The sequence below is a fragment of the Mesorhizobium sp. LNJC394B00 genome, assembly GCF_000502555.1.
Lineage (GTDB): Bacteria > Pseudomonadota > Alphaproteobacteria > Rhizobiales > Rhizobiaceae > Mesorhizobium.
The window spans coordinates 102310-124212 of the sequence record NZ_AYWH01000009.1 but is presented as its reverse complement, the minus strand read 5'-3'; the positions used below and the strand labels follow the sequence as shown (position 1 = coordinate 124212).

The 21903-nt window shown below is 62.9% G+C and carries 20 protein-coding genes and 1 pseudogene; 11 read left to right on the top strand and 10 right to left on the bottom strand.

Annotated features, from left to right (window positions below; genetic code table 11):
* Positions 1 to 83 precede the first annotated feature (83 nt).
* Positions 84 to 893: a LuxR C-terminal-related transcriptional regulator gene (locus X751_RS139660; protein WP_023745861.1), complete on the bottom strand. Its 810-nt coding sequence runs from the start codon at positions 891 to 893 to the stop codon at positions 84 to 86.
* A gap of 113 nt (positions 894 to 1006) precedes the next feature.
* Here X751_RS139660 and X751_RS139665 point away from each other — a divergent pair, with 113 nt between their 5' ends.
* The 6 genes from X751_RS139665 to X751_RS139690 all read left to right on the top strand — a co-directional run bounded on the left by X751_RS139665 (position 1007) and on the right by X751_RS139690 (position 7405).
* Positions 1007 to 2143, top strand: a complete 1137-nt coding sequence (locus tag X751_RS139665) for an ABC transporter ATP-binding protein (protein WP_023745860.1) — start codon at positions 1007 to 1009, stop codon at positions 2141 to 2143.
* Positions 2124 to 3287 carry a spermidine/putrescine ABC transporter substrate-binding protein gene (locus X751_RS139670; RefSeq protein ID WP_023711362.1) on the top strand — a complete coding sequence of 388 codons (1164 nt, stop codon included), beginning with the start codon at positions 2124 to 2126 and terminating at the stop codon, positions 3285 to 3287. The genes X751_RS139665 and X751_RS139670 overlap by 20 nt, the downstream gene beginning before the upstream one ends.
* 34 nt (positions 3288 to 3321) lie before the next feature.
* Positions 3322 to 4212, top strand: a complete 891-nt coding sequence (locus X751_RS139675; RefSeq protein WP_196813865.1) for an ABC transporter permease — start codon at positions 3322 to 3324, stop codon at positions 4210 to 4212.
* Positions 4212 to 5024 carry an ABC transporter permease gene (locus X751_RS139680; RefSeq protein ID WP_023671267.1) on the top strand — a complete coding sequence of 271 codons (813 nt, stop codon included), beginning with the start codon at positions 4212 to 4214 and terminating at the stop codon, positions 5022 to 5024. The genes X751_RS139675 and X751_RS139680 overlap by 1 nt, the downstream gene beginning before the upstream one ends.
* A gap of 28 nt (positions 5025 to 5052) precedes the next feature.
* Positions 5053 to 5814 carry a glucose 1-dehydrogenase gene (locus X751_RS139685; RefSeq protein ID WP_023745859.1) on the top strand — a complete coding sequence of 254 codons (762 nt, stop codon included), beginning with the start codon at positions 5053 to 5055 and terminating at the stop codon, positions 5812 to 5814.
* A gap of 187 nt (positions 5815 to 6001) precedes the next feature.
* A complete protein-coding gene (locus X751_RS139690; RefSeq protein ID WP_023745858.1) occupies positions 6002 to 7405 on the top strand; it encodes an MATE family efflux transporter in 1404 nt (467 codons plus the stop codon).
* 196 nt (positions 7406 to 7601) lie between these two features.
* Here the strand turns inward: X751_RS139690 and X751_RS139695 are convergent, their stop codons facing one another.
* A complete protein-coding gene (locus X751_RS139695; RefSeq protein ID WP_023745857.1) occupies positions 7602 to 8216 on the bottom strand; it encodes a TetR/AcrR family transcriptional regulator in 615 nt (204 codons plus the stop codon).
* Positions 8217 to 8305: 89 nt separating this feature from the next.
* Here X751_RS139695 and X751_RS139700 point away from each other — a divergent pair, with 89 nt between their 5' ends.
* The 3 genes and pseudogenes from X751_RS139700 (at position 8306) to X751_RS01000000164155 (ending at position 11643) form a co-directional block, all read left to right on the top strand.
* Positions 8306 to 9721, top strand: coding sequence for a coniferyl aldehyde dehydrogenase (locus tag X751_RS139700; RefSeq protein ID WP_023745856.1), 1416 nt, complete (start codon positions 8306 to 8308; stop codon positions 9719 to 9721).
* A 147-nt stretch (positions 9722 to 9868) separates the two neighbouring features.
* Positions 9869 to 10771: an NAD(P)H-binding protein gene (locus X751_RS139705; protein WP_023745855.1), complete on the top strand. Its 903-nt coding sequence runs from the start codon at positions 9869 to 9871 to the stop codon at positions 10769 to 10771.
* Between the two features lie 45 nt (positions 10772 to 10816).
* Positions 10817 to 11643 (top strand): annotated as a pseudogene (locus X751_RS01000000164155) (SDR family oxidoreductase).
* A 378-nt stretch (positions 11644 to 12021) separates the two neighbouring features.
* Here the strand turns inward: X751_RS01000000164155 and X751_RS139710 are convergent.
* From X751_RS139710 to speB, 8 genes are all read right to left on the bottom strand, one after another.
* A complete protein-coding gene (locus X751_RS139710; protein WP_023671272.1) occupies positions 12022 to 12825 on the bottom strand; it encodes an ABC transporter permease in 804 nt (267 codons plus the stop codon).
* A complete protein-coding gene (locus X751_RS139715) occupies positions 12822 to 13676 on the bottom strand; it encodes an ABC transporter permease (RefSeq protein WP_023745854.1) in 855 nt (284 codons plus the stop codon). Before X751_RS139715 ends, X751_RS139710 begins: the two co-directional genes overlap by 4 nt.
* Positions 13673 to 14710, bottom strand: a complete 1038-nt coding sequence (locus tag X751_RS139720) for an ABC transporter ATP-binding protein (protein WP_023671274.1) — start codon at positions 14708 to 14710, stop codon at positions 13673 to 13675. Before X751_RS139720 ends, X751_RS139715 begins: the two co-directional genes overlap by 4 nt.
* A gap of 77 nt (positions 14711 to 14787) precedes the next feature.
* Positions 14788 to 15867, bottom strand: a complete 1080-nt coding sequence (locus X751_RS139725) for an extracellular solute-binding protein (RefSeq protein WP_031247249.1) — start codon at positions 15865 to 15867, stop codon at positions 14788 to 14790.
* A 77-nt stretch (positions 15868 to 15944) separates the two neighbouring features.
* Positions 15945 to 16592 carry an amino acid ABC transporter permease gene (locus tag X751_RS139730; RefSeq protein WP_023695893.1) on the bottom strand — a complete coding sequence of 216 codons (648 nt, stop codon included), beginning with the start codon at positions 16590 to 16592 and terminating at the stop codon, positions 15945 to 15947.
* Complete coding sequence (locus X751_RS139735; protein ID WP_023745852.1) at positions 16589 to 17257, bottom strand: amino acid ABC transporter permease; 669 nt, start codon at positions 17255 to 17257, stop codon at positions 16589 to 16591. Before X751_RS139735 ends, X751_RS139730 begins: the two co-directional genes overlap by 4 nt.
* Positions 17254 to 18048 (bottom strand): transporter substrate-binding domain-containing protein, encoded by a 795-nt coding sequence (locus X751_RS139740; protein WP_023745851.1) that lies wholly within the window; start codon positions 18046 to 18048, stop codon positions 17254 to 17256. The genes X751_RS139735 and X751_RS139740 overlap by 4 nt, the downstream gene beginning before the upstream one ends.
* An 83-nt stretch (positions 18049 to 18131) precedes the next feature.
* The gene (gene speB, locus X751_RS139745; RefSeq protein WP_023695895.1) at positions 18132 to 19193 is read right to left on the bottom strand and encodes an agmatinase; all 1062 of its coding nucleotides are present in this window, start codon (positions 19191 to 19193) and stop codon (positions 18132 to 18134) included.
* Between the two features lie 207 nt (positions 19194 to 19400).
* Between speB and gcvA the strand changes: the two genes are divergently transcribed.
* Positions 19401 to 20369: a transcriptional regulator GcvA gene (gcvA, locus tag X751_RS139750; protein ID WP_023745850.1), complete on the top strand. Its 969-nt coding sequence runs from the start codon at positions 19401 to 19403 to the stop codon at positions 20367 to 20369.
* A 169-nt stretch (positions 20370 to 20538) separates the two neighbouring features.
* Positions 20539 to 21843, top strand: a complete 1305-nt coding sequence (pncB, locus tag X751_RS139755; RefSeq protein ID WP_023745849.1) for a nicotinate phosphoribosyltransferase — start codon at positions 20539 to 20541, stop codon at positions 21841 to 21843.
* Positions 21844 to 21903 lie beyond the last annotated feature (60 nt).

The window sequence follows — 21903 nt, the reverse complement described above, 5'->3', positions numbered from 1 at the left end:
CGGGGCGTATGAGGAAGCGACTGGTTTCGGGTAATCCGTAGCAGTCTGTTGCCCGCAAGTGAACGATGTCTGCCTCAGCGATTTCAACGCCGGCTCTCGATGATCTCAATGAAGCGGGCGAACAGCCCGGCTTGGGATTTGACGCCGAGTTTGCGATGGATGTTGCGGCGATGAACCTTCACCGTTCCCGGCACGATGCGCATGGCTCTCGCGATCGACTCGGTGGAATGCCCCTGCAGCACCAGATCGACGACATGCTTTTCGCGCGGGGTCAGCGACAGGCTTTCCCAAATGTGGGCGCGGTCGAACTCGTTGACGGCGGCGATCGTCTCGCCCTGCTCCGCTTCGTCCTGCTCCTCGGCCGCAAGTGCGGGCCAGCGCAACCGGGCGAAGTTGATGACCGCCGGCGCCATGTCGCGCAGCAGCCTGGCATCGGCGGTGCCGAAGGGGCCGGAGGCCTGCAATCGCATCAGCGACAGCACCAGCGCATCCTTGCCGGGCAATGGCACGAAGAAGCCGACCTCCTCGGCGAGCCTTGTCTGACTGTAGTAGGTGCGAAAATACTCGCTGGCATAGAAGCGGTCGGGCGCCAGTTCGCGCATGCGCCAGAACCCCTCCTTGCGCTCCACCGCCGCGTGATGAAACGGGTCGAGCAGGTAAGGCCCTTCCTGATAAAGCGTGACGAAGACATGGCTCTCGTCAGGCGAGAAGGTTTCGAACAGCAACGGCGGCCGCGAAGCGCCGCGATAGCCGAAGATCACGCAGTGGTCGAAGCTGACATGCTGCCTCAACCAATCGACCATAGCCTGGCCGAACAGGTCGCCGCTGGTCTCTCGCGTTGCCGCGACAAGGGCAGCGAGCCGGCTGTATTCGTCGCTGCGAGATGCGCTCAAAATATACCCCCTTAAACGAGAAAATAGATCAGATATACCACCAGCGAGGTATATACTAGCCGCCATTGGCTCTGGTAGCGTCCTGAAATAGCCCTGTTGCTGGAGCCAGCACTTTGACCGCAGTGCCCGACATCGAGTTTCGCGGCGTCACCAAGCGCTATGGCGCCGTGACCGCTGTCAGCGGCATCGATCTGGCTGTGCCGCCCTCCGCCTTTGTCGCCCTTCTCGGACCGTCCGGCTGCGGCAAGACCACATGCCTGCGCATGATCGGCGGCTTCGAGCAGCCGAGCGAAGGCCAGGTGTTCATCCGTGGCCGGGACATGGCCGGAACGCCACCCTATCGTCGGCCGGTCAACATGGTGTTCCAGCAATACGCGCTGTTTCCGCACCTCGATGTGGAAGCCAATGTGTCCTACGGGCTGCGCCAGGCACAGCCACGCCTGTCGTCGCAGGAAATCGGCCGGCGCGCCGGCGAGGCGCTCGAAATGGTGCGGCTCGCCGGCTATGGCCGCCGCAAGATCCACGAACTCTCCGGCGGCCAGCAGCAGCGCGTCGCGCTGGCGCGCGCACTGGTCAACAAGCCGGCGGTGCTGTTGCTCGACGAGCCGCTGGCGGCACTCGACAAGAAACTGCGCACCGATATGCAGATCGAGTTGCAGAACCTGCAGCGCGAGATCGGCATCACCTTCGTGCTGGTCACCCACGACCAGGAGGAAGCGCTGTCGATGAGCGACTTCGTCTGCGTCATGAATGGCGGCCGCATCGTACAACTCGGCCAGCCGAGCGAGATCTATGACGAGCCGGCCGACCTGTTCGTCGCCGACTTCGTCGGAAAGACCAATCTGTTGAGCGGCAAGGTTGCCGGGCATACAGGCGATCTTGTCAATGTGGCGCTGGCGGACGGAACCGTCATTGCCGCGCGCAAACGAACCGCCTTGCAGCAGGGCGAGACCGTTTCTGTCAGCCTGCGTCCTGAATCGCTAAGCCTCGGCGCCACCAAAGGCAGCCCTTTCAAGGGCATCGTGCGCAACCGGATCTTCTTGGGCTCGACGGCGGAATACGCCATCGAGGTGCAGGGCATCGGAACGCTGCTGGCCAAGGCCGACCATGTGATCGGCCATGGCAACCTCTTCAAGCCGGGTGAACCCGTCGCCATCGGCTTTGCCTCCGGGACGCCGCTGGCGTTTCCGGAGACCAAGAACAACGGGACCAACCAGAGGGTAGCAAAAAATGTCGAAATCATATCGTGACGGACTGCCGATTAGCCCTGAGAACTTCGTCGACCAGCTGATGCGCCTGAAGCGCGGCTCGATCGGCCGCCGCGACTTCCTCCGCCTCACCGGCCTTGGCATCGCAACCGCGGTGATGGCGCGCGAGCTCGGCATCATGCCGACGCCGGCCTTCGCCGCCGAAAACCTCGGCGACCGCATGTCGATCGCCACCTGGCCGAACTATCACGACCCGCAGACCTTCGAGAATTTCAAGAAGGACACCGGCGTCGCCGTCGAGGTCAACGTGTTCGGCTCCAATGAGGAGATGCTGGCCAAGCTGCAGGCCGGCGCCTCGGGCTGGAGCCTGTTCGTGCCGACCAACTACACGATCTCGACCTACAAGAAACTCGGCATCATCGATCCGCTCGACATGGCCAAGCTGCCGAATTTCGACAGCTCCCAGGAGGACCCGCGCTTCACCTCGGAAGGCACGATCGACGGCACGACCTACGCGGTGCCGAAGAACTGGGGCACCACGGGCTTTGCCGTCAACACCAAGAAGCTGGCCAAGCCGATGACCAGCTGGAAGGAATTCTGGGACGTCGCCATGGCCGAGGGCGATGGCCGCACCATGGTCCACGACTACCAGCTGACCACAATCGGCAACGCGCTGAAATATCACGGCTATTCCTTCAACTCGCTGAAGCAGGACGAACTCGCCAAGGCCGAGGAGCTGCTGCTCAAGGTCAAGCCGCATCTGTTCGCGGTCTCGTCCGACTACCAGCCGGGCATGCGGGCGGGCGACGCCTGGATGACCATGTGCTGGACGAATGACGGCGCACAGCTGCATCGCGATATCCCGGAGATCGCCTATGTGCTGGGCAAGGAGGGCGGCGAAATCTGGACCGATTTCTACGCCATCCCGAAGGACGCGCCGAACAAGCCGGCCGGCTATGCCTTGCTCAACTATCTGATGACCCCTGAGGTCGCGGTGAAGGAGCATCTGGCCAACGGCGCGCCGTCGACCGACGCACGCGTCAACAAGCTGCTGCCCAAGGAAGTGCTGGACAATCCGATCCTCTATCCGGCGGCCGACCTGTTGACACCGCTGGAATTCGGTGCGGCGGCGACGCTGACCGATCCCGGCCGCGCCGAGCTGATGGCGCGCTTCAAGTCGGCTTGAGGCCGGCCTGACGCAAACGGAAACCGGTGGGCCTATGTCCGCCGGCATCGGGGCGGTTTCCATGCACGGCAACAGATTTCGGTATAACATCCTGACAGCGCTGCTGCTCGCTCCGGCTACAGCGTGGCTGGTGGTGTTTCTGGTGTTGCCGTTCGTCGCCATTGCCGTGTTCAGCGTCGGCGAGCGGGCGCCGGAGGGCGGCTACCAGGCCGCCTTCACGCTGGCGCAATATGCCAACCTCCCGGCGCGGGCGACTGCCTTCTGGAACACCATGATGCTGGCGCCGGTGGGCGCGCTTGCCTGCCTGCTCGTCGCCTACCCCGTCGCCTACTACCTTGCCCTGAAGGCGCCGCAACGCTGGCGGCTGATCCTGCTTGCGCTCGTCGTCATTCCGTTCTGGACCAGCCTTTTGATGCGTACCTATGCCTGGATGTACATTCTGGGCGGACGCGGCATTCCCGCGCTGCTGGCCTTTGTCGGTATCGAGGATGTCAGGCTGATCAACACGCCGGGCGCCGTGCTGCTCGGCATCGTCTATGGCTATCTGCCGCTGATGATCCTGCCGATCTATGTCAGTCTCGAGCGGCTCGACCGAAGGCTGCTGGAAGCCTCCGCCGATCTCGGCGCGACCCCGCTCTCAACCTTTCTGGGGGTGACGCTGAAGCTGTCGCTGCCGGGCGTCATGACCGGCTTCTCACTGGTCATGATCCTGCTGCTCGGAGAATACCTGATCCCGACGCTGCTTGGCGGCGGCAAGGTGTTCTTCATCGGCAATGCGCTGGTCGACCTGTTCCTGCAGTCGCGCAACTGGCCGTTCGGATCGGCCATCGCCATCACGCTGGTGGCGGTTTCGGTGGTGGTGCTGATCGCGGCAAACCGCATTTCGACACGGGTGTCGGGCGCCCGCAGGGTGGATCTGATCTGATGCGCGCCTTCGTCACAGCCGTCTTCGCCTTCCTCTATCTGCCGATCGCGTTGGTCGTGCTGTTTTCCTTCAACGCCGGCCGCCATGCCAGCGAGTTCACCGGCTTTTCGGTGCAGTGGTACGGCACGGCGCTGTCGAACCCGTTCCTGGTCGAGGCGTTGAAGAACAGCCTGTTCATCGCCACCACCAGCGCCCTTCTGGCGGCGGTGTGCGGCACGGCGGCGGCACTCGGCCTGGCGCGGGTCGGGCTCAGAACCCGCGCCGTCTTCGACGCGCTGATGGGTGCCGCGATCGTCGTTCCCGGCGTCGTCATCGGCATCTCGACGCTTGTCGCGCTGGTCCAGCTGTTTGGCGTGCTCAACCCGTTCCTCGCCTCGATCTGGCCAAACGACCAGCCGCCGCGCCTGTCGCTCGGCTATGGATCGATCATCGCCGCCCACGGCCTGTTTTCGATGGCGTTGGTGACGATGATCGTCGGCACGCGTCTCGCCAGCCTCGACCGCAACCTGGTCGAGGCCTCGAGCGATCTCTACGCCACGCCGCTGACGACGTTTCGCTCGATCGTGCTGCCGCAGATCATGCCGGCGGTGATCGCCGGCTTCCTGCTCGCCTTCACCTTCTCCTTCGACGATTTCATCGTCGCCTTCTTCGTCGCCGGCGCGCAGACGACGCTGCCGATCTATGTCTTCGCCTCGATCCGGCGCGGCGTGACGCCGGAAATCAACGCCATCGCCACCATCGTGCTCGTCGCCTCGGTTCTTCTGGTGGTGCTTGCCCAATGGCAGCTGCGCCAGCGCCAGCCGTCAAACTGAACAAGCCATCCAGCTGAAAGACAAATTCATGATCCTTAGAGACCGCATCGCCGTGGTGACGGGCGCCGGTTCCGGCATCGGCCGAGCCGGCGCCATGATCATGGCCAGGGAAGGCGCTGTGGTGGTCATCGCCGACCGGGATAAGACCAGCGGCGAGACGACAGCGGCGGACATCCGGGCAGTGGGCGGGCAGGCCGAGGCGATTGTCACCGACGTCTCTGACGACGCGGCGGTCGGGCAGCTCATCACAGGCACGCTCGGCAAGTATGGCCGCATCGACATCCTGCACAACCACGCCGGCATTCAGGTCGGCGGCACGCTGACCGAGGTCGAGGTCGATGGCATGGATGCGTCCTGGCGCATCAATGTACGGGCGCAGTTCCTGGCCGCGCGGCTGGCCATGCCGGCGATGGTCGCGCAAGGCGGCGGCGTCATCCTCAACACGGCTTCGAATTCGGGCGTCTTCTACGACCGCGAGATGATCGCCTATGCCACGTCCAAACATGCGGTGGTGGCGATGACCAGACAGATGTCGCTCGACTATGCCCGCCACAATGTGCGCGTCAACGCGCTCTGCCCGGGCTGGGTCGACACGCCTTTCAACGAGCCGTTCATCGCCCAGATGGGCGGACGCGAGGCGATCGAGACCTATGTCCGCACCAAGATCCCGATGGGGCGCTGGGCGAGCGCCGAAGAGATCGCCGAAGCGATCCTGTTCCTCGTCTCGGACCGCTCATCCTTCATGACCGGCCAGGCGCTGGTGATCGACGGCGGCGAAAGCATCGGTTGATCCAAAGGCAGCCGGATAGGAGGGTTCCCGCCTCTGGCTCAATCGCCGGCTGCCCGTCCTCCCTTGCCTTCATGCCGCATTTCGTCCAATAGAACGACGCAAACGCTGCGAAACCGAAGGTTTTGCCGTTTGGAAGTGCGGCTTCCGGCCTCGTTGCCGACGCGCCGCAACCGGAAAGAGCAGGACAATGTCTGCGATCGAAGCCGGCGCTCGTGCGCCGGAAAATCTTTGGCGTCAGGAAATCAGGGCGACGCTGGCGCTGGCCTGGCCGATGGTGCTGACCAATCTCGGCCAGACCGCGATGACCGCCACCGACGTCATGATGATGGGGCGTCTGGGCGCGGATACGCTGGCCAGCGGCGCGCTCGGCGCCAACCTCTATTTCATGCCGCTGATCTTCGGCCTTGGCCTGATGCTGGCGACCTCGCCGATGATCGCCACCGAGCTTGGCCGCCGCCGCTATTCGGTGCGCGATTTGCGTCGCACCGTGCGCCAAGGGCTGTGGCTGGCGATCCTGATCTCGATCCCGATCTGGATCGTGCTGTGGCATGGCGAGGCCATTCTGCTGGCCATGGGCCAGGAGCCGGCATTGGCACATCAGGCCGGCATCTATCTGCGCTGGCTGGAATGGGCGGTGCTGCCCTTCTACGGCTATATCGTGCTGCGCTCGTTCATCTCGGCGCTGGAGCGGCCAGGCTGGGCGTTGGTCATCGTTTTCGTCGCCGTTGCCTGCAACGCCTTTTTCAACTGGGTGTTCATGTTTGGCAATCTCGGCGTCACCTCGATCGGCATTGCCGGTTCGGGGCTGGCGACCACGCTGTCGAGCACGCTGATGTTCTGCGGCCTGGCAGCCGTGGTGATGCTGGAGAAGAAGTTCCGCCGCTACCGCCTGTTCGGCCGCTTCTGGCGCTCCGACTGGCCGCGCTTCAAGGGTCTGCTGCGGCTCGGCATGCCGATCGCCGGCATCCTCGCCTTCGAGGTGACGATCTTCAACGCCGCAGCCCTGCTGATGGGCCTGATCGATGCGGATTCGCTCGCCGCGCACGCCATCGCCATCCAGATCGCCTCGATCTCCTTCATGGTGCCGCTCGGCCTCAACCAGGCGGTCACCGTGCGTGTCGGGCTGGCGCATGGCGCAGGCAATCCGGCAGGCGTTTCGCGCGCTGGCTGGACCGCCTTCGTCATCGGCGTCTCGTCCATGGCGCTGATGGCGCTGGTGATGGTGCTGTGGCCGCATCTGTTGATCAGCGCCTTCATCGACATGACCGATCCGGCCAATGCCAGGGTGATCGCGCTGGCCGTGTCGTTCCTGGCCTTTGCCGCGCTGTTTCAGATCTTCGACGGCGCGCAGGCCGTTGCCGCCGGCATGCTGCGCGGCCTGCACGACACCAAGCTGCCGATGATCTATGCCGCCATCGGCTATTGGGGCATCGGCCTGCCGCTCGGCGTGCTGCTCGCCTTCCATTTCGGCCTGCACGGCGTCGGCATTTGGATCGGCCTGGCGTCGGGTCTGGCCGTGGTGGCGGTGCTGCTGCTCGCGCGCTGGCTGCGGCGGGACCGCATCGCACCGCCGCTCGTCTTCAGCCATTGAAGACGCACCAAGCGGTCCGCCAACTGCCCGAAGCAGTCACTGCAGAGCAGATGTCTGGTTGTCGCCTTTTGGACCGGAAGCAGAATGTCTGCTTAGGGCAGGAATCCACCAAACAGGCCGGCAAGCTTGCCTCTATCGGTTTGGCTTGCCGCCGCACTCTTCGGAACGCCCTTGCGTTGACGGGAGATCGGGCGCTTCACATTCCCTCGCTCGCGATCCCCTCCATAAGTGACCCAAATGCAGCCTTCAGCGGCTCCAAGCCAACCTTTTCGGGCATTAGCAGGCCATCGATTGACAGCATGGTCATCCCGTGAAGAAGCGACCAGCACGCCGTTGCATAATCGCGAACCGGCCGTCGGCGGAATACACCTTCAGCCTGGCCGCGGGCCAGGACATCCATGACTGTGTTGAACACGCTGATCGCACTCTCGCCGAGATGGACGTCGCACTGGTAGCCGCTCTCCGCGCCGAACATCAGGCGATAAAGGGCGGGATTGTCGACGCCGAAATCGATATAGGCGCGCGCCATGGGCAACAGCGCCTCGCGCGGCTCCCCTCCAGCGTTCGACTGCGCCTGAATCAATGCTGCGCGCAACTGATCGAACCCAATCAATGCCAGCGCGGTGAGCAATGCACCCTTGTCGGGAAAGTGCTTGTACGGCGCCGCGTGGCTCACGCCAGCGCGTCGCGCGATTTCCCGCAATGTGAACTGCCAGTTCCGCTCCTGCCGCATCACCTCCAAGGCCGTGTCGATGAGCGAGCGGCGAAGGTTGCCGTGGTGGTAGGGCCGTTCCGGTGTTGTTTTCTGCATTTGAAGTGTCCCATGTAAACATATGTTGACAGCGTTCACTTTGGAGCATAGATAGGCGTCATGTTTCCTCTGTCTACATAGAGTTCGTCATGAATGCCATCACAAAAAACGTCGATGCAGAGCAGCTCGCTGCGCTCCTCGATGCACAGCGCGCCGCATTCCTGCGCGACGGTTCTCCGTCACTCGCCCATCGCCGCGCCGATCTCGCCAAACTCAAGAAGGCCCTGATCGATCGTCGTGACGCGATAGAGGCTGCGATCGATTCAGACTTTGGCCATCGTTCGCGGCACGAGACGGCGATCATGGAAATCTTCGGCGTTGTCGGCGGGATCGACTATCTTCGCAAGAACCTGCGCCGGTTCATGCGGCCGGAGCGGCGCCATGTTTCGCTCCTCATGCAATTCGGCAGGGCTTGGATCGAGTACCAGCCCGTTGGCGTGGTCGGCGTCATCTCGCCGTGGAACTACCCCGTCAACCTGTCGATGATGCCGGTGGTTACCGCGATCGCAGCGGGAAACCGCGTGATGCTCAAACCTTCGAAGCTAACGCCGGCGACGAACGCGGTGTTAGCCTCGATGCTCCGCGAGATCTTCCCCGAACAACAGGTCACCCTTGTCAATGGCGACGGCTCCGCATTCTCTTCGCTGCCGTTCGATCATCTCGTCTTCACCGGGAGCCCCGCCGTGGGGCGAGCGGTGATGGAGGCGGCTAGCAAAAACCTCGTCCCCGTCACTCTCGAACTCGGCGGCAAGTCCCCGACCATTGTCTCCAAGGGTAGCGTGTGTGACCGCACGGTGTCCGCGATCGTATACGGGAAGCTTCTCAGTGGCGGGCAGACCTGCATCGCCCCGGACTACGCCCTTGTCCACGAATCCGAGGTCAGCACCTTCGTCGAGAGCTACGACAGGCTGGTGAAGACTGCCTACCCCGATGGCCCGACGAGCGCGGACTACACTTCAATCGTCAACGACCAGCAATATTCGATGCTGACCGACCTGATCAACGACGCTCGCGCCCACGGCGCACGGATCATTGAGGTTGGACACCGGCCCGGCGACGCAACCCGTCGTCCTCACACCCTGGCGCCGACCGTCGTGCTCGGCGTCACCGACGAGATGAAGATCGCGCACGAGGAGATCTTCGGTCCCATCCTGCCGATCTTGAGCTACGGCAGAATCGATGACGCCATCGCCTATGTGAACGCCCGGCCCCGACCACTCGCGCTCTACTACTTCGGCAATGACGCGGACCGACGCAAGGTACTGGACAACACGACGTCGGGCAACGCCATGATAAACGGCACCATTATGCATGTCGCGCAGGACGATCTACCGTTCGGCGGCATCGGCACCAGCGGCATCGGTGCCTATCACGGCATCGAAGGCTTCAAGCGTCTTAGCCACGCCAAGGGCGTCTACGCCCAGGGCCGGTGGAACGCCCTCAAACTTTTCCGCCCGCCGTTCGGGAAACCGGTCGATCGCCTTCTGAATATCATGTTGCGCTAACAACGCAGGGTCTCGCGGGCATTATGTTGGCCTTCGTCAAGACCATACCGACGACGCGTTCCAACTAAGCCTGCAAGCAGGTGGTCAGATTTGAATTCAGGCGAAATTGCCGGGACATGCTCGGCATCGACCTGCAAGGAGTAGGAAATGACAAACCCGATCTTGGTCACTGGTGCTGCCGGCGCCGTCGGTTACGCCGTGTGCGAGCAGCTGGTGAAATGCGGACTTAAGGTAAGGGCGATGGTCCGCAAGGCCGATGAGCGATCGGCCAAGCTGGCGGAACGAGGAGTGGAGATCGCGGTTGGCGACCTTCTCGATCTTCAAGCTGCGCATCGCGCGATTGAAGGCTGCGACCGGGTCTACTTCGGAATGAGCGTATCGCCGTCCTACCTTGAGGCAACGATCAATGCGGCCGCCGTCGCGAAACATCACCAAGTTGGTGCGTTCGTGAACATCTCGCAAATGACCGTATCGCAGATGGGTATCACGTCGACCACCGACAGCCCGCAGCAGAAGCTGCACTGGCTTGCGGAGCAGGCGCTGAACTGGTCCGGCCTGCCCGTTGTGCATATCCGTCCGACAGCGTTCCTCGATACCTTCTTCCTTCGCCTTTCCATGCAGTCGATCCATCAACATCAGCAAATTCGCCTCCCCTTCGGGAATGGCAAGATCTCGCCTATCGCAAGTGACGATGTCGCGAGGGTCATCGCGACGGTGCTGAAGGCACCAGCCGAGCACATCGGCAAAATCTATGAACTGACCGGCCTTCGTTCGCAGGATATGCATGACATTGCCGAGGAATTCTCCCAGGCGCTTGGGCGGTCGATCACTTACGTGGACGTGCCTTGGGAACCCTGGCGTAAGGCGCTGGAGGACAGCGGCATGCTGACCCGACATGTGCTCGCTCATTTGGCCACGATGGCGCTTCTCATCCAGCAGAACCGCTATGATCGGCTGACCGCCGACGTCGAACAGGTCGCCAAAATGCCGCCGCTCGGTGTTCTGGAGTTCGTCCAACAGCACGCGGGGGCATATCGCGCAGAAACATGATGGCATCCGCGCGCGATGTCGCCCGTTCAATTGAAAGGAAGAAAGATGCCACACGCTGATGACACGGGAACGCAAATCTCCGCTGGTGAAAAGCATGGCGTCCCGCGAAAACGGGCCCTGATCACAGGCGCATCTAGCGGGCTCGGGCTCGAATTTGCCGAGCTGCTGGCGGCGCAGAAGGTCAATCTGGTGCTCGCAGCCCGGCGACGCGAGCCGATGGAAAAGCTCGCCGCTGAACTTCGCCGGAATCATGGCGTCGACATCCTCGTCGAGCCAGTCGACCTTGCCGCGCCTGGAGCCGCTGACCATTTGAAAAGCAGCCTGGAAGCGAGGTCGCTGCAGATCGACATTCTGGTGAACAATGCGGATACGGGTTGCACGGCGAATTTCTGGAAACGCCGATCGAGCGTACCACCGAGATGATACAGCTCAACATCACGGCGCTCACCGAACTGAGCTATGTTTTCGGGCGAGACATGGCAGCCCGGGGATCCGGCCAGATCCTTCTCATTGCGAGTCTCCTGGCGCTCCAGCCTGTTCCCACCTTTGCCGCTTACGCAGCGACGAAGTCCTATGTGCTGGCTTTTGGAGAGGCTCTGCACGATGAACTTCGCCCGCAAGGTGTGGTCGTCACCAGTCTTTGCCCCGGGCACACCGAAACGGGCTTCGATGCAGCGGCCGGCGCTCCCGTTTCGCCCATTCTGCGCCTTCTGACGATGAAGCCCCGTCCTGTCGCCGAAAGCGGTCTGCGGGCACTAGGACAAGGCAAGGCGATCGTGATTCCCGGGCTCTTGAACAAGATCGTTGCATTTTCCAATCGCCTGACACCCCGTTCGATACAACGCGCTTCCATGGAACGAATTGTGGGATGATGTCAGTTAATCGCAAATCGCCTCCGATGGAGCAGCGATCGCATCTTAGCTAGACCTCAGGCCACCACCGGCTGCTACTCGATCAGATCAGCCGAGCGGCGAGTCTTCTAGCTCTTTCCGTCGACGAGGCGGCGCTCAGTCGTAGGCTGCGCGTTATTCCTCCGCGAACATTCGGCCGGTCAACTCAAGCGTATGAGCAAGTCATCTGCTAGGACGACCGCTTTCGGGCGGCCAGCCCGGACTTCTGAACGGCCAGCAAAGGCGCGAAGCTGCCGCCTGCGCGAGTGCATAGGGTGCACTCAGCACCTTCATGGCATTGGTGGTCTGAGCAGCGATCGAGGGGTGCTGTACTGGTGCTGTTACTTAGAATGATTGCGCTCAGCTCCCGTCCGACGACATCGCGCCGAGCAGTCTGCGTATATCGCCGAACCTGGCGATCGAGCCGAACACCAGTGCCGCCACCGCGACGAAGAACACCGACACCGAAGCCATGGTCGGTGTGTAGCCGTAGCGCAGCGCGTTGAAGATCTTGATGGGCAGCGTCTCGGTGGTGAAGCCGATCGTCATGTAGGCGACGATGTATTCGTTGAGCGACAAGACGAAGGCGAAGGCGTAGCCCGAGACGAGGTAGGGCAGGATCAACGGCAGCACCACGGTTTTCAGCACTGTGCGGTCATCGGCGCCCATGGTCGCCGCGGCCTCGACCAGCGAGCGGTCGATCGAGGCAAAGCCGAGCGACAGCGTCACCAGCGGCAGCGTCACGAAGAAGATGGCGTGGCTGATGATGGCGGTGAAGAACTGGCCGAACAGCCCGACCGTCGCCCAGAAGGAGAGGAAGCCGAGCGCGGTGATGACCGGCGGCAGGATGAAGGGGGCAAGCCCCAGCACCTGGAAGATGTTCGCCCATGGCGCGATGCGCCGCCACAGGAACCAGGCCAGCGGCAGCGCGACCGCCACGGCAATGGCTGCCGAGCAGACGGCCAGCGTCACCGAATGGATCAGCGCCAGCCGCCATTCCGGATCGGTGAAGATCTGGGCGTACCAGGCGAGCGAGAAGCCGACCGGGGGGAAGCTGAGCTCCTGCCGCGAATTCACCGACACGCCGGCGACGACGATCAGCGGCGCCGCCAGAAACAAAGCGACGATGGTGAAATAGACACGGCGCAGCAAGGTCGCGGTCATAGGGCGTTCTCCCTTCGTCCGACGAGCAGCGTCAGTCCGACCAGCGCCAGCGAGATCAGCACCAGGAACACCGCCATCGCGGCTGCGAACGGCATGTTGGACTGGTAGATCGCCTGGTCGGTGATCAGCACCGACAGCGTCCAGTGTTGCGGGCGTCCCAGAATCTGCGGTAGCAGATAGGAGCCGAGCGCAAAGACGAAGACCATGATCAGCGTCGCCACGATGGTGTTGCGCAGCGCCGGCGCGACGACGTTGAAGAAGGCCCGGATAGGCGAGGCGCCGAGCGTGCGCGCGGCCTCTAACAGAGTCGGATCGAGGCGGACCAAAGCGGGGTAAAGCACCAGGATCGTATAGGGCAGCGCCTGGTAAACCATGCCGGTCAGCACCGCGCCGAAGGTCGGCAGCAGCGCCACCGGCTTGTCCATCAGCCCGATCGCCACGAACAGATTGGTGATGCCCGCCGTGCGCGAAAACAGCGTCGACCAGGCAAAGCCGATGATGACTTCCGACAGCGACAGCACCGACAGCAGGCCGACCAGCCATAGCGTCTGCACGCGGCGCGGCCGGCGGGTCAGGAGGTAGGTGAAGGGGAAGGCGATGGCGACGCAGCAGACGGCGACCAGCACCGCCAGCATCAGCGAAAAGCCGAGCACGCCGCCGAAGAACACCGACAGGAAGCGGGCGTAATTGTCGAACACGAAATCCGGCGTGTAGAAACCGGACGGGTTGCGTTTGAAGAAGCTGACCGCGATCATCGTCGAGAACGGCACGACGAAGAAGACGACCAGCATCAGCGCCGGAAAGAACAGCGGCGTGTAGTCGGCTAGCGACTTCGGGGCTTCGCGTCTCATGCGCCGAGCACCACGCAGCTTGCCGGCGGCAATGTTACGCCGACCTTGGCGCCGACCGGCACGTCATGCCGCTCGCGCGGCGTCGTCACCGCAATGATGCTGGTGCCGCCGACGTCGACGAAGGTCTCGATGGTGCCGCCGAGATCGCGCACGAAACTCACCTCGCCGGTGATGGCCGAGCCGCCGGGGCTGCCGAGATGCACATCCTCGGGGCGGACCGATACAGAAGCTTTGGTCTGACCCGCCGGCATGGCAAGACCTGGAATGGCTGTGCCCAGAATGGTGGTGCGCCCGGTGCTGTCGATCTCGGCCGGCAGCAGATTGGTGATGCCGATGAAGTCCGCGACGAAGGCGTCGGCCGGCTTGCGGTAGATCTCGATTGGCGGCGCCGCCTGCAGGATCCTGCCGTGGCCCATGACGACGACCAGGTCGGCCATGGTCATGGCTTCGCGCTGGTCGTGGGTGACGACGATGGTGGTGATGCCCAACCGCTGCTGCAACTGGCGCAGTTCTACCTGCATGGCCTCGCGCAGTTTGGCGTCGAGCGCCGACAGCGGCTCGTCGAGCAGGAACAGTTTCGGCGACAGCGCCAAGGCCCGCGCAATTGCCACGCGCTGGCGCTGACCGCCCGATAGTTTGGCCACCGGACGGTCGGCAAAGCCGGTCAGATGGATGAGGCCCAGCAACTCGTCGACGCGTTTCTTCTGCTCCTCCTTCGAGGCGCCGCGAATGCGCAGCGCATAGGCGATGTTGTCGCCGACGGAGAGATGCGGAAACAGCGCCAGCGACTGGAACACCATGCCGAGATTGCGCTTGTGCGTCGGCAAAGGCGTGATGTCCTCGCCGTCGAGCACGATGGCGCCGCTGGTCGGCTCCTCCAGTCCGGCAATCATGCGCAGCAGCGTGGTCTTGCCGCAGCCCGACGGGCCGAGCAGACACACGAACGTGCCATGCGGCACGTTGAGCTGGACATTGTCGACGGCGGCGAAGTTGCCGAATTTTTTGGTGACGGCGTTGATGTCTAGTCCGGACATGCTCATCCCTTGGAGGGTTTGCTAAGGGGCCGCCGGACTATGCCGGCGGCCGCTGTGGTTCAGACGGATCGAACGGCTCAGCCGACGATCAGCTCGGTCCACTTCTGGTTGATCCAGTCGGCCTTCGACGTATAGAGGTCGTAGCGCGGGATGATCGGATCGATATCCGACGACACGGCTGCGAACTCTTCCGGCTTGAGGTCGAGCACCTCTTTCTTCAGCGTCGGCGTGGTTCCGACCTTGCGCGACATCAGGCCCTGCATCGACGGCTGGCTCATATAGTCGATGAAGGCATGCGCCTCGTCGACCTTGGTCGAGGCGCGCGACAGCACCCAATTGCCGGAATCCTGGATGCCGCCTTCCTTCGGGAAGGTCGAGCGGACATGGAAGCCGTCGGCGACCGCGAGGCCGGTGACGTCGTGATAATACTGGCCCATCGGGATCTCGCCCGACTTCAGCGCCTGCTCGAACTGCGCCTCGTCGCGATACCACAGCCGGACATTCGGCTTGAGCTCGGCGAGCTTTTCGAACGCCTTGTTCAGTCCGTCCTCGGTGTCGAGCGCATTGGTGCCGCCCATGAAGGTCTTGGCTGTCACTTCGAGCAGGAACGAGTTCGAGGCAAGTGCCAGAAGGCCAAGCTTGTCCTCATTGGCATTGTCCCACAGAGTCTCCCATGAGGTCGGCGCATCCTTGTAGACGTCGGTGTTGGAGACCAGCGTGATCCACCAGGCGACGGCGCCGATGCCGGCGACCCGGCCATCCGGATATTTGTTGACGAAGCGCGGCAAGAGGTCGTTGTAGTGCTTGAACTTCGACGTATCGAGCGGCGTCCACAATTCGGTCGACTGGCCCTTCAGCGTCGAGGTCTGCGACATCATCGAAAGGTCGGCCGGCGCCTGGCCGGCCTTGGACGCCTGTTCGAGCTGCACCAGCCAGGCTTCGCCGGTCGGCTCGGCGACCGATTCCACTGCAATGCCGGTGGCCTTGGTGAAATCTGGGAAGACGTGCTCGTCGAAGGATTTCTTGAAATAGCCGCCATAGACGCCGACCTTCAGCGACTTGTCCTGCGCGCGCAGGATCGACGGCATGGCGAGCACGCCGGCTGTAGCGAGGCCCGCACCAAGCACGCCGCGCCGTGTCAGGGATTTTCCAATCAGTCTGTTCATCTGGTTTCTCCTCAGTTGATGCCGTTCTATTCCGGCAGGTTCCCTTCACGCACTGTCGCCGCCTGGCGTCAGTGGGCCGCCGCTCGTTGTTCGAGCGTACGGGCGTATTGCGTCAGTGGAAAGCACATGACGAAGAAGATCAGCGCCACCAGCCCGTAGACCTTGAACGGTTCGAAGGTGGCGTTGTTGATGGCGTTGGAGGTTCTGACCAGCTCCTCGAAGCCGATGATCGAGGTCAGCGCCGTCGATTTGATCAACTGCACCAGGAAGCCGACGATCGGCGCCCTTGTGATCGAGAACGCCTGCGGCAGGATGATCAGCCTGAGCTCCTGCAGACGGTGCAGCCCAAGGCTGGCGCCAGCGTCCCACTGCCCGCGCGGCAGCGCATCGACGCCGCTGCGCCAGATCTCGGCCAGATAGGCGCTGGCGAAGAAGGTCAGGCCGAGCACCGCTGCCGTCCATGGCTCGATGCGCAGGCCGAGCATCGGCAGGCCGAAGAACATCAGGAACAGCTGCATCAACAGCGGCGTTCCCTGGAACAGGGCGATGTAGCCGGAAGCGACCCGCTGGCTCCATTTATTCTCTGCGATCCTGAAGAACAGCACGATCAGCCCGACCAGCGCCCCGCCGACAAAGGCGGCCAGCGACAACAGCACCGTCCAGCGGGCGGCGAGCAGCAGATTGCGAACGATGTCCCAGAAGGTGAATTCGATCATGTGACACCTGCCCCCAATACGCGGCGCCCGCCTGTGACCAGCAGCCGGCGCAAGGCCATGGACAGGACGAGGTAGACCAGGGTCACGACGAAATAGGTTTCGAAGGAGCGGAAGGTGCGGGCTTGCAGCATGTCGGCCTCATAGGTCAGCTCACGCACGGCGATCTGCGACACCACGGCCGATTCCAGCATCATGATGACGATCTGGCTGGTCAGCGCCGGGTAGATCACCTTGAGCGCCTGCGGCAGCACGATCTTGATGAACACCTGGCGCGGTCTCAAGCCCAGTGCAAGCGCTGCTTCCGTTTGTCCGCCGGGCACGGCATCGAGACCGGCGCCGACGATTTCAATGGTGTAGGCTGCCATGTTGAGCGTCATTGCCAGCATGGCGGCCAGGATCGGATCGAGCCTTATGCCGAGGCTGGGCAGGCCGAAGAAGATGAAGAACAGCTGCACCAGGAACGGCGTGTTGCGCATCACCTCGACATAGACCGCGATGGCGCGCTTCACGAATACCGGGCCGTTGCGCCGGCCGGCAGCGCCCAGGATGCTGAGCAGCGTGCCTACGAGCGTGGTCACGACGATCAACAGGATCGTCGTGGCCGCGCCGCGCGCGATGTCGCCCACAGCGCCTGGGAGCCAGGCAAAGGCCACGAGAAAACTCAATCCTTGAGGTTGTCGGGATTGAGCGGCGTCTTCAGCCAGGCCTTCGAGCTCTCATCGAGCTTGCCGTCGGCCAGCATCTTGGCAACCGCATCATTGACCGCCGTCTTCAGCCGGTCCTCTTTCTTGTTGAGGCCGATATGCGAAGGCGAGGTCAGAAGCTGGAACTTCTGCTCCGGCTTCAGCGCGTCCTGCTTGGCCAGCACCTGGGCGCCGACATCATTGCCGACCACCATCAGCTGGGTCTGGCCCGAGATGAAGGCCTGGATGACGGAATTGTAGTTGTCGAAGCGCTTGATGTCGGCCGATGCCGGCGCCGCTTCGGTCAGCGACGTATCCTCCAGCGTGCCGCGATTGACGGCGATCGACTTGTCGGCGAGATCTTCCTTGCCTTTGATCGAAAGCGCTGCCGGACCGATGACGGCGATGTAATAGGGCGCATAGGCGGCGGCGAAATCGATCACCTCCTCGCGCTCCTTGGAATAGCCGACGCTCATCAGGATATCGACGCGCTTGTCGGTGAGATACGGGATGCGGTTCTGGCCGGTGACGCTGACCAGATTGAGCTTCACCTTGAGTGAATCGGCGATCGCCTGCGCGACGTCGACGTCGTAACCCTTGATGCTCATATCGGCGCTGGCCGAGGAGAAGGGCGGAAAGTCGGAGAAGATGCCGACATTGATGGCGCCGGCCTTGGTGATGTCGTCGACGGCGTCGGCATTGGCCGGGGAGGCGAAGCCGAGGCCGGCGAGCATCAGCGCGGCGGCGATGGTTGATTTCATTTGGATTGTCATTGGTATTCCCCTTCTGGAAGCTTGTTTGTTTTGGAAACGGCCGCCGGCTCCAGCGCGGCGGCCGCCTTTGCATGTGAAATCCGTCAGGCCCCCTTGCCGGTGATCGCCGGGCTGAACACCATCAGGCTCAGGATCTCGAACAGGACCTGGGCGCCGACATGGGCGGTGTTGGTGGTCGCGTCATATTGCGGCGCCACCTCGACGACATCGCCGCCGACAATGTTGAGACCTTTCAAGCCGCGCAGCAGTTCGAGCACCTCGCGCGTCGTCAGGCCGCCTATTTCCGGCGTGCCGGTACCCGGCGCGAAGGCCGGATCGACACTGTCGACGTCGAAGGAAATGTAGGTCGGGCCGTCGCCGACTATTCTGCGCGCCTTCTCGATGATGGCCGGGATGCCGAGACCCGTCACCTCTTCGGCATGCACGACCGTCATGCCGGATTCATAGGTGAACTCCCACAGATACTCCGCCGAGCCGCGGATGCCGATCTGGATAGTGCGGGTCGGGTCGAGCACGCCGTCCAGCACCGCGTTGCGGAACGGTCCGCCATGATGGAACTTGGTCATGTCGAACAGCCCGCTTGTGTCGCAATGGGCGTCGATATGGATCATGCCGACCGGCGCCTTTTTGCCGACCGCCTTCAGGATCGGATGGCTGATCGAGTGGTCGCCGCCGACCGATAGCGGCAGCACGCCGGCATCGACGATCTGGTTGGTGCGGCGCTCGATGTCTTCGTGGCTGACCTCCAGCCGGTAGCGGCTGCGGAACGGCGTATCGCCGATGTCGGCGACGCGCAGCTCATGCGTCGGCGCGCATTCCAGCACATGATTGTAGGGGCCTATGCGCTCGATGGCGCGCAGTGCCCTGGGCCCGAAGCGCGAGCCGGGCCGGTTGGTGACGCCGAGATCCATCGGCACGCCGATGATCGCCACCTGCAAATCGCCGAAATCGGGATTGTCGGCTGCGATTTCGCGATAGGGCGCGGCAAGGAAGGTCGGGATGCCGGCATAGGGCGCGAGTCGGGTGCCGCTCTTGGAGAAGATCTTGTCGGCGACCTTGCGGAACTTCGGGTCGAACATCTCGCCGCCATGGCTCTCGCCATATTTGCGGCGCAGCGCGTCAAGCTTGCCTCTGTCATAACCCATGTCGGTCTCCTCCTGCCGGGCTGGTGCATGCGGCAGCGTCTGCAAACTGACCATTATCCGGCCGGGTCGCTGTCCCGCTGGCTGCCTGTAGATTTCACGTCATTGATGCTGTTGACCTGCCAAAGTGTCCGGCAGCCGCATTGAAAAATCAATTGATATTGTTACGGTGCTGATTGTGAGAAAATCTCACAGAGTATCCGGTTGCTCATGGCCAAGCGTCTGCCCCCCTTGAATCCCTTGCGCGCCTTCGAGGCGACGGCGCGGCATGCCTCGCTGACCAAGGCGGCGAGTGAGCTCAACGTCACCCACGGCGCGATCAGCCACCAGATCAAGGCGCTCGAGCAATCACTCGGCGTAAAACTGTTCGAACGCACCGGACAGCGGGTAAAGCTCACCCCGCACGGCGCCGAATTGCTGCCGGCGGTCTCGACCGCCTTCGACGGCATCGCCGCCGCCACCCAGCGCATGACCAGGCCAGCCAGCGCCGGTACGCTGTCGGTCTCCTGCGTGCCGGCGCTGCTGCTTCTGTGGATGACGCCGCGGCTCGGCAGCTTCATGGCGCAATACCCCGACATCAGGCTGACGCTGATCCCGTCCAACGACCCCAAGGACATCCGCGCCCCACAGGTCGATCTCTGCGTGCTCTATGGCGACGGCAGCTGGACCGATTGCTGGATGCGCAAATGGTCGGGCCTCGAACTGTTCCCGGTGGTCAGCCCGACGTTGATCAACAACCGGCCGCTCCGCATCTGCCGGGATCTTGCTGGCCATGTCATCCTGCATGGCGATGATGGCCGCGAATGGCACACCTGGCTGGCCGCCGCCGATGGGCTCGACCTCGAACGTGGCCGCCGTCACCATCTCGGCGACGCCCGCACCGCGATCGAAGCCGCGGTGCATGGCCATGGCGTGGCGCTCGGCGATTCCGTCACCGCCAGCATGCTGCTCGCCAGGGGCCTGCTGGTGGCGCCGTTCAGCCTGTCGGTGCCGGCGGTCGATGATTTCTACGTCGTCTGCCGCAACGAGATGCGTTCGGCGCCGATCGTGCAATTGTTCGTCGACTGGCTGTTTGCCGAAAAGGAACAGGCCGACAGCCGCGCCGACGCGCCGGTGGCCGGCCGCACCGGCAGCCGCCGGAAGCGTCCGGCGCTGCGGGTGGTGGGCGCCAAGAGTTGAGGCTGGACCGGAGCGACTGCTTTTTGTCGGGCCAGCCCGGAAAGCGGGAAGCGCTTTCAAAAATTCAATGCTACTAAGCTCTTGCCAGGCAATTCCAGGAAACGAGTGCGGCGGTTTTCCGTCCGGAATTGCGTAAGACAGACGTGAGCAGCGAAGGCGACGGCAGGACATGGCAAGAACCGATATAGCGCGGCGCGTCTACAACCACACCTGGAAGCTGGACCCGATCGTCCGCAGCCTGCTCGACACCGATTTCTACAAGCTTCTGATGCTGCAGATGATCTGGGGCATGTACCCCAAGGTCGACGCCACCTTTTCGCTGATCAACCGCACCACCTCGGTGCGGCTTGCCGACGACATCGACGAAGGCGAATTGCGCGACCAGCTCGACCATGCCCGCACGCTGCGCTTCTCCAAGAAGGAGATGATCTGGCTTGGCGGTAACAATTTCTATGGCCGCAAGCAGATCTTCGAGCCGGAATTCCTCGCCTGGCTGGAAGGTTTTCGGCTGCCCGACTACGAGCTGTCCAAGCGCGACGGTCAGTACGAGCTCTCCTTCAGCGGTCCCTGGATGTACACCACCCTGTGGGAAATCCCGGCGCTGGCGATCATCAATGAGCTTCGTTCCCGCGCCGCCATGCGCGCCTTCGGTCCCTTCGCGCTTGACGTGCTCTATGCACGCGCCAAGGGGAAGATGTGGGCCAAGACCGAACGCTTGAAGGCGCTGCCCGGCATCCGCATCTCCGATTTCGGCACCCGCCGCCGCCATTCCTTCCTGTGGCAGCGCTGGTGCGTCGAGGCGCTCAAGGAAGGCATTGGCGAAGCCTTCACCGGCACCTCGAACGTGCTGCTGGCGATGGACAACGACCTCGAAGCGCTCGGCACCAACGCGCATGAATTGCCGATGGTTTTTGCCGCCCTTGCCAAGTCGGAAAAGGAATTGAAGGAATCACCCTACAAGGTGCTGCAGGACTGGCAGCGCTATTACGGCGGCAACCTGCTGATCGTGCTGCCCGACGCTTTCGGCACCGCATCCTTCCTGCGCGACGCCCCGGACTGGGTCGCCGACTGGACCGGCTTCCGCCCCGACAGCGCGCCGCCGATCGAAGGCGGCGAAAAAATCATCGACTGGTGGCGCGAGAAGGGCAAGGACCCCAGGCAGAAGCTGCTGATCTTCTCCGACGGTCTCGAGGTCGAAACCATCGAGGAGACCTACAGGCACTTCAAGGGCAAGGTGCGCATGTCCTTCGGCTGGGGCACCAACCTCACCAACGATTTCGAAGCCTGCGCGCCGACCGAAACCAACAGCCTGGATGCGATATCGCTGGTCTGCAAGGTGACGGAGGCCAATGGCCGGCCGGCGGTGAAGCTGTCGGACAATCCGGCGAAAGCGACGGGCGACAAGAAGGAGATCGAGCGCTATCTCCGGATTTTTGGGGCGAAGGATCGCGTGGAGCAGCTGGTCAAGGTTTGAGGGTCGGCGGGTGCCTTGCTGGACGAAATGGAAATCGCGATAGCGTGAGTTCCCGCCCAC

Excerpts from the sequence above, each read along its gene's own strand:
- X751_RS139670 (WP_023711362.1), top strand. The coding sequence starts at position 2,124 with ATGTCGAAATCATATCGTGACGGACTGCCGATTAGCCCTGAGAACTTC.
- X751_RS139675 (WP_196813865.1), top strand. The coding sequence starts at position 3,322 with ATGTCCGCCGGCATCGGGGCGGTTTCCATGCACGGCAACAGATTTCGG.
- X751_RS139680 (WP_023671267.1), top strand. The coding sequence starts at position 4,212 with ATGCGCGCCTTCGTCACAGCCGTCTTCGCCTTCCTCTATCTGCCGATC.
- X751_RS139685 (WP_023745859.1), top strand. The coding sequence starts at position 5,053 with ATGATCCTTAGAGACCGCATCGCCGTGGTGACGGGCGCCGGTTCCGGC.
- X751_RS139690 (WP_023745858.1), top strand. The coding sequence starts at position 6,002 with ATGTCTGCGATCGAAGCCGGCGCTCGTGCGCCGGAAAATCTTTGGCGT.
- X751_RS139695 (WP_023745857.1), bottom strand. The coding sequence starts at position 8,216 with ATGCAGAAAACAACACCGGAACGGCCCTACCACCACGGCAACCTTCGC.
- X751_RS139700 (WP_023745856.1), top strand. The coding sequence starts at position 8,306 with ATGAATGCCATCACAAAAAACGTCGATGCAGAGCAGCTCGCTGCGCTC.
- X751_RS139705 (WP_023745855.1), top strand. The coding sequence starts at position 9,869 with ATGACAAACCCGATCTTGGTCACTGGTGCTGCCGGCGCCGTCGGTTAC.
- X751_RS139710 (WP_023671272.1), bottom strand. The coding sequence starts at position 12,825 with ATGACCGCGACCTTGCTGCGCCGTGTCTATTTCACCATCGTCGCTTTG.
- X751_RS139715 (WP_023745854.1), bottom strand. The coding sequence starts at position 13,676 with ATGAGACGCGAAGCCCCGAAGTCGCTAGCCGACTACACGCCGCTGTTC.
- X751_RS139720 (WP_023671274.1), bottom strand. The coding sequence starts at position 14,710 with ATGTCCGGACTAGACATCAACGCCGTCACCAAAAAATTCGGCAACTTC.
- X751_RS139730 (WP_023695893.1), bottom strand. The coding sequence starts at position 16,592 with ATGATCGAATTCACCTTCTGGGACATCGTTCGCAATCTGCTGCTCGCC.
- X751_RS139740 (WP_023745851.1), bottom strand. The coding sequence starts at position 18,048 with ATGACAATCCAAATGAAATCAACCATCGCCGCCGCGCTGATGCTCGCC.
- speB (WP_023695895.1), bottom strand. The coding sequence starts at position 19,193 with ATGGGTTATGACAGAGGCAAGCTTGACGCGCTGCGCCGCAAATATGGC.
- gcvA (WP_023745850.1), top strand. The coding sequence starts at position 19,401 with ATGGCCAAGCGTCTGCCCCCCTTGAATCCCTTGCGCGCCTTCGAGGCG.
- pncB (WP_023745849.1), top strand. The coding sequence starts at position 20,539 with ATGGCAAGAACCGATATAGCGCGGCGCGTCTACAACCACACCTGGAAG.